Raw genomic sequence first — 13922 nt, 5'->3', positions numbered from 1 at the left:
TGTCATCGCCGTACACCGCCCCTCGCCCTTTCCTTCTTCCTGCGGAAGAAGGAACAGTACGGTGTTCTGATTTGCACAACAAAAAACACGACTCAAAAAACCTCTGGAGACTCTGTGATGAATGATCAAATTTGTCAGCAGATAGAAGGTAGTGCGCATTTCAGGGAGCTCGTCGAAAAACGGCAACGGTTTGCCACCTTCTTATCGCTGATTATGTTAGTGGTGTACGTCGGTTTTATTTTACTCATCGCCTTCGCGCCAGGCTGGCTTGGCACGCCGCTGCACGCGGGTACCAGCGTCACGCGCGGCATTCCGATTGGTATCGGCATTATCGTGATTTCTTTTGTTCTGACCGGCATCTACGTCTGGCGGGCTAACAATGAATTCGATCGCCTGAACAAGGCCGTCCTGCGCGAGGTAAAAGCATCATGAAGAAAGTCCTGACGGCGCTAGCCGCCATACTTCCTTTTGCGGCCAGCGCGGCGGATGCCCTGAGCGGCCCGGTCGAACGCCAGCCGACCAACTGGCAGGCGATTATCATGTTCCTGATTTTCGTCGTCCTGACGCTGTATATCACCTGGTGGGCGTCGAAGCGCGTACGCTCGCGCAGCGATTACTACACCGCGGGTGGCAACATCACCGGCTTCCAGAACGGGCTGGCGATTGCCGGTGACTTTATGTCGGCGGCGTCGTTCCTCGGCATTTCCGCGCTGGTCTACACCTCCGGCTACGACGGGCTGATCTACTCGCTCGGCTTCCTCGTCGGCTGGCCGATCATCCTGTTCCTGATTGCCGAACGCTTGCGTAACCTCGGTCGCTATACCTTTGCCGACGTGGCCTCCTACCGACTGAAGCAGGGGCCAATCCGCATGCTCTCCGCCTGCGGCTCGCTGGTGGTGGTCGCGCTGTACCTGATTGCTCAGATGGTGGGCGCGGGTAAACTTATCGAACTGCTGTTCGGCCTCAACTACCACGTCGCCGTGGTGCTGGTTGGCGTGCTGATGGTGATGTACGTACTGTTTGGCGGCATGCTCGCCACCACGTGGGTACAAATTATCAAAGCGGTGCTGTTGCTGTTCGGCGCTAGCTTCATGGCCTTTATGGTGATGAAACACGTGGGCTTTAGCTTCAATAATCTGTTCACCGAAGCCATGGCGGTGCACCCGAAAGGCTCGGCGATCATGAGCCCCGGCGGGCTGGTGAAAGACCCGATATCGGCGCTGTCGTTGGGCCTCGGCCTGATGTTCGGTACCGCCGGTCTGCCGCACATTCTGATGCGCTTCTTCACCGTAAGCGATGCGGGCGAAGCGCGTAAGAGCGTGTTCTACGCCACCGGCTTTATGGGCTACTTCTACATCCTGACCTTTATCATCGGCTTTGGCGCGATCATGCTGGTAGGGGCAAACCCGGCGTTTAAAGACGCGGCGGGCGCGCTGATTGGCGGTAACAACATGGCGGCGGTGCACCTGGCCGATGCCGTGGGCGGCAACCTGTTCCTCGGCTTTATCTCGGCGGTCGCTTTCGCCACTATTCTGGCGGTGGTTGCCGGTCTGACGCTGGCCGGTGCTTCAGCGGTCTCTCACGACCTGTACGCCAACGTCTTCAAGAAAGGCGCGACCGAGCGTGAAGAGCTGAAGGTTTCGAAAATCACCGTACTGGTGCTGGGCGTGGTGGCGATTCTGCTGGGCATCCTGTTCGAGAATCAGAACATCGCGTTCATGGTGGGCCTGGCGTTCTCCATCGCGGCGAGCTGCAACTTCCCGATCATCCTGCTCTCCATGTACTGGTCAAGACTGACCACCCGTGGCGCGATGATCGGCGGCTGGTTGGGCCTGCTGACGGCGGTGGTGCTGATGATCCTCGGCCCAACCATTTGGGTGACGATCCTCGGCCACGAGAAGGCGATCTTCCCGTATGAGTACCCGGCGCTGTTCTCCATTGCCATCGCCTTTATCGGTATCTGGTTCTTCTCCGCCACCGATAACTCCGAAGAAGGTAATCGTGAACGCGAACAGTTCCGCGCACAGTTCATCCGTTCGCAGACCGGTCTGGGCATCGATCAGGGCCGCGCACACTAAAATTCCCTCCCCGACCGCTGGTCGGGGATCACATTTTTTTTCCCTTCAGGTGACATTTATCACGTCACCAAAAAGAAAAAAGCCGATGCGCATCACAAGCTTTATCTGCGATTCGCAAAGGCCATCACACTTTTCCCGTTTTCACGCCATTCCTCAGCTTTACCTCTACGACGTTTACAGACAACCCTCGCCGCGCTTTTTATTCTTTAACTCAAGACACATCGCTGAGACTTCTGGCAAAGCGGGTTAAGCGCTCCGGGCTGAGCAACAGCGGCAGGAACAGCGGGCCGCTGGCGGGCGGATTAACCAGCCAGCGTTCCAGTGTGTCGGCGTAGCGCAGCAGCTGCTGTTGATGCTTTTGTAGCGTGTCGGCAGGTAGGCTGTGCGGGCCGTAGTGGTCAAGCCACAGGATATCGGTCACCGTCGCCGCCACGCGAGAGAACATCTGGCTGTAGATTTCCGCGCTACGCCAGGCGGCCAGCAGCACCTCCAGCGTGTCGTTCGGGCAGGTCATTCGCGGCATCAGCTCCCGCAGATTTTGTACCGTGCGGGTCGCAAGGAAGCAGGCAGCCTCTTTTTCCAGCGTCACCCGCTCGCGCTGCTCTTTGCCGAGGGTCGGGTCGTCGGTCGGCATTAATGGCTGCCAGGCGTGCATCCAGTTGGCGCTGCGGGTGTCCATATGCAGCAGCTGCTGCGCCTGGGCGACGCTCTCCGGGATCTGGCTTTGGTAGTGCAGCCGTCGTCCGAGGAAGTTCGGCGTTTTACACAGCCAGTCGTAGCTGGCGTGGACGATGACAGAAAGCTGGTGTTTGTCCTGCATCGAACGAAAGCCAAGCTGCTGATGCTCAACCCAGCGTTCAAAGACCGACGGCGCGGAATCGTCGGTCTGATTGGCGGCGCAAAGCCCGAAGAGGTTAATGGCGTTGGCGGAGTCCATGACCCGGCTGTCGGGTAGCCACTGCCAGCTGACGCGAGACGTAATCGCCTCAATTTCGTTTTCGGCGGCGCTCAGCGCCCAGCTCAGGCGGCCGCTGATTTCATCGGCCAGATAGCACGGCAGCGCGGTCCAGCCGTAGCCGGTGCCAAAGAGATCGTACTCTATCCACTTTTTATGCCCCGGCAGCGTGGCGATGTGCGGGTGGTTGGCAAAACCGGGGTGATAGTCCAGCTCGGTGGCTTTAATCGCAGCGCGAACATCGTCCGGGAGGCGGGCAAGAATGTTGGAAAGCTGCTGGCGCGGCCAGCTGTCATCGATAAAGTCGCGCAGCACCAGCTTTTTCCCCTGGGCGCGCAGCAGGCTCCAGACATCGTGCAGGCTCTGCTGCCAGCGAGCGGTCTCAAAGTCCGGGGTGGTCAGGCTCAGAATCATGCCGCTGAGGTGCGGCAACGACGGTAATAGCGGGTGCAGTATCGCGGCATAAAACTGCTGCCAGAAATCCGGCGCGCTGCTTTCGTCGAAGGTCAGTTCGGGAAATTTACGCTTAATAATATCGTCATTCGGCGCAGCCTCTCCCTGTAGCCAGAACGACAGGTTATTTTCCGCCAGATAACGGTCAACGCGTTTTAAATACTGCAACGCGTAATGTTGCTGATGAATTAAGTTCTCGACGTGGAGTTTCTGACTCAACGGCGAGGGCGTCGCAAGAATAGAAAGCAGTTCCTGTTGGTGCAGGATGATGCCGGTGAAACCGTGCTGTTTCGCGCTTTTCACGCCCTGAATAAACCAGGGCCAGTGCCAGATAAAAGTGCTGTTCAGCTCCATCAATTGATGCGGAATACGTTTCATTGCGTCGCCTTGCGGATTTTGGTGTTGATATATTAATCGAGGATGTCATGAAAAAATATGCGTTGGTCGGGACTGGAGGTCGTGCAGGTTTATATATTTCCGCTATTGGTGGAACCTGGCGTAATAACGCCAGAATGGTCGCCTTTTGCGACACCAACCAGACGCGAATGAACTACGCCAATACGCTGCTGCAAAAAGAGGGCGCCGAGCCGGTCTCCACCTGGAAAGCGGCGCAGTTTGAAGAGATGATCCGCGAGACCCGCCCGGATATCGTCATCGTCACCACCATGGACCGCACCCACGATGATTACATCGTCCGTGCGCTGCACGCGGGCTGCGATGTGATCACCGAAAAACCGATGACCATCGACGAGAAGCGCGCGCTGCGCATTCTGGACGCCATCGAAGAGACCGGGCACACGGTGCGCGTGGCCTTTAACTACCGCTATGCGCCGCACCACAGCAAGGTGCGTGAACTGCTGATGCAGGGCGCGATCGGCAACGTTACCTCCGTTCACTTTGAGTGGCTGCTCAATACCGAGCACGGCGCGGACTACTTCCGTCGCTGGCACCGTGAAAAACGCAACAGCGGCGGTCTGCTGGTGCATAAATCGACTCACCATTTCGACCTGATGAACTTCTGGCTGGCGAGCTACCCTGAGCGCGTTTACGCCGAGGGCAGCCTGCAGTTCTACGGCAAAGAGAACGCGGAAAAACGCGGCGTGACCCAGTTCTACCCCCGCGCCCACGGCCATGCCGAAGCAAAGGACGACCCGTTCGCGCTGAATATGGCGGACAACCCGCAGTTGAAAGCGCTCTATCTGGACGCCGAGTATGAAGACAACTACTTCCGCGACCAGAGCGTGTTCAGCGACGGTATCACCATCGAAGACACCATGTCGGTGCTGGTGAAATACCAGAATAATGTGCAGCTCACCTACTCCCTTAACGCCTATTTGCCGTGGGAAGGGCTGAACGTGGTGTTTAACGGCACCGAAGGCCGCCTGGAGATGAAAATCGTGGAGAAATCCTACGTTAACGCTGGCGGCAAGCGCGAAAACGAAGGCAGCCTGGAGCAGTGCGATATCACCGTGTTCCCGATGTTCGCCGAGCCATGGAAAGCGGAATTCAACCTGGGTGAAGGCGGCCACGGCGGCGGCGACAACGCCATGCTGGCGGACCTGTTTGGCGAGCCGGGTAACGACCCGCTGCAACGGGCGGCAGACCATCGCGCGGGAGCAATGTCCATTCTCACCGGCATCGCGGGCAATATCTCTATGCAGCAGCAGCGCCCGGTGAACTTTAAGGAGTTCGAACTGGTTTCCCGTCTGGCGAAACGCTAAAGCGCATTCCGGCGCGGCTTCCTGCCGCGCCGAAGCGACTGGTCAGTATTTTGCAGTTACTCACCTGTTTTATAAAACAATTTCTGCCTCTGTTCCGGAGAGAAATAATGAATAAACTCGTATCAGGTGTTATCGCATCACTGTTATTTTCCTGTACCTCTGCCTTGGCGCAACAGCCCGTCGAATTACGCATGTCGTGGTGGGGAGGCAATAGTCGTCACCAGGCAACCCTCAAGGCGCTGGAAGCCTTCGAGAAAAAGTATCCCGATATCAAAGTAAAAGCCGAATATACCGGCTGGGACGGGCACCTTTCCCGTCTGACTACCCAGATGGCGAGCGGCACCGAGCCGGACGTGATGCAAACCAACTGGCCGTGGCTGATCATCTTCTCCAAAAACGGTGAAGGCTATTACGACCTCAATAAGCTTAAAGGCGAGCTCGATTTCAGCCAGTATCAGGCCAAAGAGCTGCAATCCACCACCGTCAAAGGCAAGCTCAACGGCCTGCCGATTTCTGTGAATGCGCCGGTGTTTTACTATAACGACGTCACCTGGAAAAAAGCCGGGCTGGCGTATCCGAAAACCTGGGATGAATTCTTTGCTGCCGGGAAGGTGTTCCAGCAGAAGCTCGGCAACAACTACTACCCGTACACGATGGTCGATCAGGATGTGATTCTGCTGCTCAACGCTTACATGATGCAGAAACATCAGCAGCCGATGTTCAACAGAGACGGTCAGTTTACCTGGAGCGAGGCCCAGTGGATTGAAGCCTTCAATTTTGTGAAGCGGCTGAGCGATGACCACGTGCTGCCATCCCCGAAAACGCTCTCCGCCTACGGCAAGGGCAACCTGTATGAGATGAAGCCGTGGATCAACGGTGAATGGGGCGGCTTGTTTACGTGGAACATTACCATTCGCATGTTCGCCAACAACATGACGCCACCGGCAAAATTGGTGCTGGGCGACTATGTGATGCAGCCTGGGACGGATGAATCGGGCGTCTATTTCAAAACGTCGCAAATGTTCTCAGTGGCGAAGTCGACGAAGCATCCGAAAGAGGCGGCGATGCTGCTGAATTTCCTGGTCAGCGATCCGCAGTCGGTGGAAGCGCTGGGGCTCGAGCGCGGCATTCCGCTGAATAAAGCGGCGGAAACACTTTTAACCGAGAAAGGGGTGATTGACCCGAACGATCCGGTCGTCGCCGGGCTACGCCAGGCGCAGTCGCTGCATACTACCGCTATCGCCACGCCGTACATTGAGGATTTGCAGGTGATCGATCAGTTCACGTCAGCGCGTGAAAAGCTGGATCTCGGTAAGCAGACACCCGCCCAGGTGGCCGCCGATTTCCGCCAGCAGGTGGAGCGCATCGTGCGGCGATTGAATCGCTAGTTTTGCCTGACGGCGCTTCGCTTATCAGGTCTACGGGATTGCGCCGTTGTAGGCCGGGTAAGCGCAGCGCCACCCGGCAATAGCGTCAGAACATAATCCAGCCCACTAACGGCGCCACCAGCACCATTACCACGCCGGAGAGCATCATCACCAGGCTTGCCACCACGCCTTCCTGCGGCCCCAGCTCATAAGAGCGCGCGGTTCCCGCGCCGTGCGATGCCGCGCCGAAGCCCGCTCCTTTCGCCATACCTTCTTGAATCGACAGACGTAAAAACAGCACGTCGCCAATCGCCATGCCAAACACACCGGTCACTACCACAAACAACGCTACCAGCTCCGGCTGCCCACCGAGGGATTTCGCCGCCGCCAGCGCAAACGGCGTGGTGATGGAACGCACGGCCAGGCTGCGCTGGATTTCATCCGACAGGGTAAACAGCCGCGCCAGCCACACTGAACTGGTCACCGCCACGACCGTCGCCGTGATCACCCCGGCGGAGAGCGACATCCAGTGGCGTTTGATAATGGCCAGATTGTCGTACACCGGTACAGCAAAGGCGATGGTCGCCGGACCCAGCAGCCACAGCAGCCAGTGGGCTTCTCCCATATAGTTCTGATAGGAGATATGGCCAAACACCAGCATCAGCACCAGCAGCACCGGCGTGAGAACCAGCGGCATCAGCGGTAATTTACGAAAGCGGCGATACAGACGTTTATTGGCGAAATAGAGCACCAGGGTAATCACCAGACACAGGACGCTCAGCTGAAAATTATTCATTGCGCATCCGCTTCAGTTCGTAGCGATACACTTTGTCGACCACCCATGCCGTTGCCCCCAGCACCATCATGGTGCTCAGCGCGATGACGAGGAAAATGCGCCACCCATCGACCATCAGCAGTTGAGCGTAATTCACCACCGCCACCACCGCCGGGACAAAGAACAGCAGCATTTCAGCCAGCAGCCAGCGTGAGCCCGCACGTACCCATTTTAGCGGCACCACGTGGCAAACAATCAGCGCCAGCAGGAGTACCATTCCCACCAAGTTCGCAGGCAGCGGCAAATGCCACCAGCTCACCAGATATTCAGCAAAAACAAACAGTCCGGCATACAGCACAACCTGCACCGGTACCTGAAGACGATTTAACACGGAGGGCATTACGCGCCCTAAGGCCTCAGCCATGGAGGGATGTCCAGAAAAAATCACAGGCGCACAGTATAGTGAGACCACGATGATGACAGAAATGAATTAAACTCATCGGTAGCATAGTTTAGAGGCATAATCATGGACATAAGAACGCTGCGCTACTTTGTTGAAGTCGTTCGCCAGCAGAGCTTTACCCGGGCGGCGGAGAAGCTCTACGTTACGCAACCGACGATCAGTAAGATGCTCAAAAACCTGGAAGATGAGCTGAACTGTACCCTCCTGATTCGCGACGGCCGCAAGCTGTTGATGACCGATACCGGACAAGTGGTATTCGAGCGCGGGCTGGCGATTCTTGATGAATTCCGCCAGCTGGAAGCCGAGCTTAGCGATATTAACCATCTCAATAAGGGCGTGCTGCGTCTTGGTATTCCGCCAATGGTCGGTATGCTCATGGCGGGGCCGATCGGCCTGTTCCGCCAGCGCTACCCGGGAGTCGAACTGAAAATCTCCGAATTTGGCGGCCTGACGGTGCAGCAGGCGGTGATGAACGGCGAGCTGGATCTGGCGATGACGGCGCTGCCTGTTGAAGAAGAGAGCGCGCTCACCACCCTGCCGCTGTTCAGCCACCCGCTGTGCGTACTGGTGCCCCGTTCCGGTGAATGGCTGGAACAAACGTCGGTTTCGCCCACCCAGTTAGCCGCGCATCCGTTGCTGATTTATAACGAAGATTTCGCCCTCAGCCGCCAGCTGATGCAGCTGTTTGCTCGCCATGACGTTAAACCGCGCATTGCAGTACGCAGCGGCCAGTGGGATTTTCTGGCGGCGATGGTGCAGGCGGGCGTCGGCGTGGCGATTCTGCCGGAGCCCATTTGCCGCAAGCTGGATGAAAAGACGCTGCGCTGGCTACCGCTGGAAAGCGAACTACGCTGGCAGTTAGGTATGATTTGGCGAGAAGGGGTCTATTTGTCTCACAGCGCCCAGGCATGGCTGAAGTGCTGTGAGGGGTTTAAGCTGCCGGAGTAGATAGGGTGCCATTCCCGAGGTCGGCGTAAACGCCTCGCTCGGGTTACGCGGCGTTAGTGCCTGATGGCGCTACGCTTATCAGGCCTACAGGTCCGTAGGCCTGATAAGGCGAAGCCGCCATCCGGCGATGGTCGACCGGCCAGGCGCCGCGGGGCGGCGCCGAGCTTCACTACGCGTCTTCTATCAACAACGCTTCCAGCAGGTCGAGGTCGTGCAGCAGCTTTTGCAGCGTCTCATTACTGATCTGTCTGGTCGCGCGCAGGTGGTACAGCTCCCCGCGCTCGGAGCGCAGCGCCGCCAGGCGGAAACGCCGTTCAAGCTGCTCTTCCAGCATTGAGGTTTCCACATCGTTACGCCCGTCGACGCGACGGCGCAGGTTACCAATAACGCGCGAACTGACCTCGGTCAGCAGCTGGTTATCGATATTCTCGTTGCTATCCGCCGCCAGACGCTCTTCCATTTTCTGGATGGCGACAATCGCCACATCCGCCGTCGCCGCGCGCGCCAGCCGCTCTTCATTACGCTGCTGCACGTGGTCGGTGGATTCGATATGACGCAGTAAAATCGGCAACGCCACCACGCCCACAAATAGCGAGAACAGAATCACCCCAGCGGCGAGGAACACCAGCTCATAACGCGCCGGGAAGGCTTCGCCCGTCGGCAGCAACAGCGGAATAGACAGCACACCGGCGAGGGTTATCGCACCGCGCACCCCTGCCACCGAGGAAATCAAGAGCTCGCGGGTCGTCCAGGAGCCGAACTCCATCGGTTTCTTTTTCAGGAAGCGCTGGCTGAGCTTGCGCATCGTCCATAACCAGCCGAAGCGTACCAGCATCAGCGCCGCGTAAATCAGGATGATATCGGTAAACAGCATCCAGGTTTCGACGTTCGGGTCGGCCTCAGCCGCCACCAACGACGTCTCAAGAATCGCGGGTAATTGCAGGCCCAACAGCAAGAAGACCATGCCGTTGAACACAAACTCGAGCATCGCCCAGGTGCTGTTGGCGCGCAGGCGCATGGCCAGCGGCGCGGTGCGCATCACGCCGGAACGCGTAATGGTCATCCCCGCCGCAACCGCCGCCAGGATACCGGAAACGCCAATATGTTCAGCAATCAGGTAAGAGGCAAACGGCAGCAGGAACAGCAGCACGATCTGCGTGGCGGGTTCATCGCCGCCCCAGCGGCTGAGGAAACGCATTGAGCGACCGTACAGCCAGCTCACCACGAAGCCCGCGAGGATGCCGCCAATCGCCACCTTCAGGAACTCTACCGTCGCGCCGCCAACGGTAAAGACCATCGTGCCCATCGCGACAGCCACGGCAAACTTCAGCGACACCAGGCCGGAGGCGTCGTTCATCAGCGCCTCGCCCTGCAAAATGCCCATGATTTTTTTCGGGATGCGCCCTTCCCCCACAATGCCGGAAAGCGCCACGGCATCGGTTGGCGACAATACCGCCGCCAGCGCAAAAGCGGGGATCAGCGGAATGCCGGGAACAATCCAGTAGATCAGGAAGCCAATCCCGACCACCGTCACCAGCACTAACGCCAGCGCCAGGCCGAGAATCTCCCTGCCGTGCTCGATAAACTCGCGGGTCGGCGTCTTCCAGCCGTCGGCAAACAGCAGCGGCGGGATGAACAGGACGAGGAAGAGTTCAGGGTCAAATTCAACGTGCAAACCGAAGGTAGGCCAGGCCAGCAGCGCACCGATGGCGATTTGCATTAAAGGTAGTGGAACCTGGAAGGGCAGTACGCGTGTAACCACCCCGGAGAGCGAAACCACGAGGGTCATGATGAGTATGGTAAAGAATATTTCCATGCGTTCCCTGTTTACAGCGTTGTCTTATTATTCAAAACATGAAGCGTCGTGCTTCTTATCATACGCGTACCAGAGTAACGCAAAAGGAAACGAGACGCGGCGGAAAATGGAAAAAAAGTCCGAACCAGTCGCGCAGTCGGGCTACAAACAGAAAACCCGCCATCAGGCGGGTTTTCTTATCTGCAAAATGTCAGGCTTAGATAGCCCAGCCGCCCGCATAGAAGACCACCAGCGCAACCGCGATAATAACGGTGCCGATGTTCAGCTTGCGCCATTCGCCCGAAACCACACGGCCCACAACCAGCGTCGCGAAGCCAATCATGATGCCGGTAACGATGTTACAGGTCAGCACGATCATCACTGCGGTGATCAGGCCGGACATCGCATCAACGAAATCGTTGAAGTCGATACGCGCCACGTTGCTTAGCATCAGCAGGCCCACGTACATCAGCGCCGGTGCAGTCGCGTAGCCCGGGACCAGGTAAGAAAGCGGAGAGAGGAACAGGATCAGCAGGAACAGTACGCCAACGGTGATCGCCGTTAAACCGGTTTTACCGCCTGCCGCCGTACCCGCTGCGGACTCGATGTACACCGCAGCCGGCGCGGCGCCCACCACGGCAGAGAACACGCTGCTGAGAGAGTCAGTCGTCAGCGCTTTGCCGCCGTTAATGATCTGGCCATCTTTATCCAGCAGGTTTGCCTGACCCGCAACCGCGCGGATTGTACCGGTCGCATCGAAGACGGCGGTCATCACCAGCGCCAGCACGCTCGGCAGGACAATTGGGTTCAGCGCGCCCATGATATCCAGGCTGCCGATCAGCGAGTTGCCGTTGTCATCGCTCAGCGACGGCATGGCGAATACGCCAGAGAAGTGCACGTTCGGGTCGAAAATCAGGCCGACGATAGACACGCCGATGATGGTCAGCAGAATACCGCCCGGAACCTTCAGTTTTTCAAGGCCGATGATCATCGCCAGGCCCACCAGCGTCATCACCACCGGGAAGCTGTCGAACTGACCCAGCGCGACCGGCAGACCGTCCAGCGGGTTTTTCACCACCATGCCGACGCCGTTGGCGGCAATCAGCAGCAGGAACAGACCGATACCGATGCCGGTGCCGTGCGCAATACCCTGCGGCAAATTGCGCAAGATCCAGCTACGAATACCGGAAGCGGAGATGATGGTGAAGAGTACGCCCATCAGGAACACCGCGCCCAGAGCAACCGGCACGCTGATGTGCTGGCCCAGCACCAGGCTGAAAGCGGTAAAGGCAGTCAGCGAGATGGCGCAGCCAATGGCTAAAGGCAGGTTCGCCCACAGCCCCATCACGATAGCCCCCACACCGGCCACCAGACAGGTCGCCACGAACACGGCGGCCGGCGGGAAACCGGCTTTACCCAGCATGCCCGGTACCACAATCACCGAATACACCATCGCCAGGAAGGTGGTCAAACCGGCGACAATCTCCTGACGAACGGAGCTACCACGAGCAGAAATTTTAAACCAGGCGTCCAATGAACCGCCGGTACGCGCTGAAGGCGTAGACATAGAAAACATCCCCTGAGAGTTTTTATCATTCGTTCGTCTGCGTGGTGGAACATCCACTGCCAGCTAAGCGTCATCTCCATGTGCTACATTGCGGCAAAGGGGAGCCACAAAAAAGCAAACGATTAACTCCGCGCAGACAAAACGAGAATCGGAATACCTCATCTGCGCGAGTGCGTGATGAGGTTGGTCTGCGGATTTACGGCATAAGAAGCGTCCGAAAATCCGAGGCAAACGATTATCTGGCTTTTATGTCCCCTTTTTCAACAGAAGTTTGCCCTGGTTTATGAAAATTAACGATTACCGATGAAGAATTCACCAACCCATGCGCAAACGTTATCGTTTATGCGCAATCCGGCAACAATTCTATGGCAAAAATGTCGCAATCCTGGGGAGAGGATCGCGGAGGATTATTCGTCTTCCAGCAGACGCGCGCCGGTGCCCTCTTCACCCAGCTTATCGCCCGGGTTACGCAGCGGACAGTCGCGCAACGACATGCAGCCGCAGCCGATACAGCCGTCGAGCTGGTCTCGCAGCGCCTCCATGGCGTGAATGCGTTTATCCAGCTCTTCCCGCCATTGGGTCGTGAGGTGTTTCCAGTCGCGCGGGCCTAACGTGTGGTTTTCCGGCAGCACGCTAAAGGAATCGCCGATCGTCGCCAGCGGAATGCCCAGGCGCTGGGCAATTTTAATGATCGCCACGTAGCGCAGCACATCGCGCTTATAGCGCCGCTGATTACCGCTGTTGCGCGTGCTGTGGATCAGCCCTTTACTCTCATAAAAATGCAGCGCAGAGACCGCAACCCCCGTTCGTTTCGCTACCTCACCGGGCGTGAGCAGCGATTTTATGCGGGTCGATTTTTTTTCCATAATACGCTTTACCTCAAGTTAACTTGAGGAATTATACTCGCCGCCAGACAAGAAATCGACGCGAAAATAGACAACGGGGAGAGCCTTATGTCCCATCGGGAAATTATTCATACTCTTACTGAATGGATAGATGAACATATCGATCAACCGCTTAATATCGACATCGTGGCCAGAAAATCCGGCTACTCGAAGTGGTATCTGCAAAGAATGTTCCGCACCGTGATGCACCAGACGCTGGGCGAGTACATTCGCCAGCGGCGCCTGCTGCTGGCGGCGGAAGCGCTGCGCACCACCCAGCGCCCCATCTTCGATATCGCGATGGATCTGGGTTATGTCTCTCAGCAGACCTTCTCTCGCGTATTCCGCCGCGAGTTTGACCGCACGCCGACGGACTATCGCCATCAGATCTCCGCGTAACATCGCTTCGCCGCGGCCTGTACTGAGCCGCGGCGTTGACAAAAAATCCTGCGTTTACCTCTGGTGAATAAAACAACAAACGTGATATAGTTCACACATTGAGATGAAACAAAAACACTGTTTCATTCAATTTGTGAATGCCTTCAGATAGCCTGAGCGCCTTGCGCCTCAATCAATAAGTGCTGTCAGGGCAACTTGTTGTTTATCTCTGAGGATGAAATCTCATGGTGTCCATTACCGCAGGCGTCGCACTGTTACGCTGGCCGTTAACCAGCGCGGTACTGATGTTTCTCGCCAGTACCCTGAAAATTCAATTTCGTAAATCCGACTACGCCGGTCTCGCGGTCATCAGCGGTATGCTGGGTGTCGCAGCGGCGTGCTGGTTTGCAACCGGGTTACTGGGCATCACGATGGTAGACATCGCCACCATTTTCAACAACATCAAAGATGTGATGGTTGAAGTGATGAGCCAGGCGCCGCCGGAATGGCCGGTGGCCATGTACTGATTAAGAAAAAC

At 57.2% G+C, this 13922-nt stretch carries 13 protein-coding genes; 7 read left to right on the top strand and 6 right to left on the bottom strand.

From position 1 onward, the window contains the following. The first annotated feature begins 117 nt into the window (after positions 1-117). Both M989_RS15135 and actP read left to right on the top strand, forming a co-directional pair. Positions 118-432 carry a DUF485 domain-containing protein gene (locus M989_RS15135; RefSeq protein ID WP_064546705.1) on the top strand — a complete coding sequence of 105 codons (315 nt, stop codon included), beginning with the start codon at positions 118-120 and terminating at the stop codon, positions 430-432. After that, positions 429-2078 carry a cation/acetate symporter ActP gene (gene actP, locus M989_RS15130; protein ID WP_064546703.1) on the top strand — a complete coding sequence of 550 codons (1650 nt, stop codon included), beginning with the start codon at positions 429-431 and terminating at the stop codon, positions 2076-2078. Before M989_RS15135 ends, actP begins: the two co-directional genes overlap by 4 nt. Positions 2079-2289: 211 nt before the next feature. Here actP and M989_RS15125 read toward each other — a convergent pair whose 3' ends face one another. After that, complete coding sequence (locus M989_RS15125; RefSeq protein ID WP_064546701.1) at positions 2290-3864, bottom strand: hypothetical protein; 1575 nt, start codon at positions 3862-3864, stop codon at positions 2290-2292. A 47-nt stretch (positions 3865-3911) separates the two neighbouring features. On the opposite strand from M989_RS15125, the gene M989_RS15120 reads away from it, so the two are divergent. Both M989_RS15120 and M989_RS15115 read left to right on the top strand, forming a co-directional pair. After that, on the top strand, positions 3912-5207 hold the full coding sequence (locus tag M989_RS15120; RefSeq protein ID WP_064546699.1) for a Gfo/Idh/MocA family protein: 1296 nt from the start codon (positions 3912-3914) through the stop codon (positions 5205-5207). A gap of 104 nt (positions 5208-5311) precedes the next feature. After that, positions 5312-6595, top strand: a complete 1284-nt coding sequence (locus M989_RS15115; protein WP_167351063.1) for an ABC transporter substrate-binding protein — start codon at positions 5312-5314, stop codon at positions 6593-6595. Positions 6596-6680: 85 nt separating this feature from the next. Here the strand turns inward: M989_RS15115 and M989_RS15110 are convergent, their stop codons facing one another. Together M989_RS15110 and M989_RS15105 are read right to left on the bottom strand one after the other, a co-directional pair. Next, the gene (locus M989_RS15110) at positions 6681-7370 is read right to left on the bottom strand and encodes an LrgB family protein (protein WP_064546696.1); all 690 of its coding nucleotides are present in this window, start codon (positions 7368-7370) and stop codon (positions 6681-6683) included. After that, positions 7363-7773 (bottom strand): CidA/LrgA family protein, encoded by a 411-nt coding sequence (locus M989_RS15105; RefSeq protein ID WP_064546694.1) that lies wholly within the window; start codon positions 7771-7773, stop codon positions 7363-7365. Before M989_RS15105 ends, M989_RS15110 begins: the two co-directional genes overlap by 8 nt. Before the next feature lie 102 nt (positions 7774-7875). Here M989_RS15105 and M989_RS15100 point away from each other — a divergent pair, with 102 nt between their 5' ends. Beyond that, complete coding sequence (locus tag M989_RS15100) at positions 7876-8760, top strand: LysR family transcriptional regulator (RefSeq protein ID WP_064546692.1); 885 nt, start codon at positions 7876-7878, stop codon at positions 8758-8760. A 169-nt stretch (positions 8761-8929) separates the two neighbouring features. On the opposite strand, the gene M989_RS15095 is transcribed toward M989_RS15100, so the two are convergent. The 3 genes from M989_RS15095 to soxR form a co-directional block, all read right to left on the bottom strand. Next, the gene (locus M989_RS15095; RefSeq protein ID WP_064546690.1) at positions 8930-10576 is read right to left on the bottom strand and encodes a Na+/H+ antiporter; all 1647 of its coding nucleotides are present in this window, start codon (positions 10574-10576) and stop codon (positions 8930-8932) included. Positions 10577-10772: 196 nt separating this feature from the next. Continuing rightward, positions 10773-12122, bottom strand: a complete 1350-nt coding sequence (locus tag M989_RS15090) for an NCS2 family permease (RefSeq protein WP_064546688.1) — start codon at positions 12120-12122, stop codon at positions 10773-10775. Positions 12123-12529: 407 nt separating this feature from the next. Next, on the bottom strand, positions 12530-12988 hold the full coding sequence (soxR, locus tag M989_RS15085; RefSeq protein WP_064546686.1) for a redox-sensitive transcriptional activator SoxR: 459 nt from the start codon (positions 12986-12988) through the stop codon (positions 12530-12532). An 87-nt stretch (positions 12989-13075) separates the two neighbouring features. On the opposite strand from soxR, the gene soxS reads away from it, so the two are divergent. Both soxS and M989_RS15075 read left to right on the top strand, forming a co-directional pair. Then, complete coding sequence (gene soxS, locus M989_RS15080; protein WP_064546684.1) at positions 13076-13405, top strand: superoxide response transcriptional regulator SoxS; 330 nt, start codon at positions 13076-13078, stop codon at positions 13403-13405. A gap of 224 nt (positions 13406-13629) precedes the next feature. Next, on the top strand, positions 13630-13911 hold the full coding sequence (locus M989_RS15075) for a YjcB family protein (protein ID WP_064546682.1): 282 nt from the start codon (positions 13630-13632) through the stop codon (positions 13909-13911). The last annotated feature ends 11 nt before the right edge of the window (positions 13912-13922 follow it).

The organism is Kluyvera georgiana ATCC 51603, assembly GCF_001654985.1.
Lineage (GTDB): Bacteria > Pseudomonadota > Gammaproteobacteria > Enterobacterales > Enterobacteriaceae > Kluyvera > Kluyvera georgiana.
This window is presented reverse-complemented; position numbering and strand designations above follow the sequence as displayed.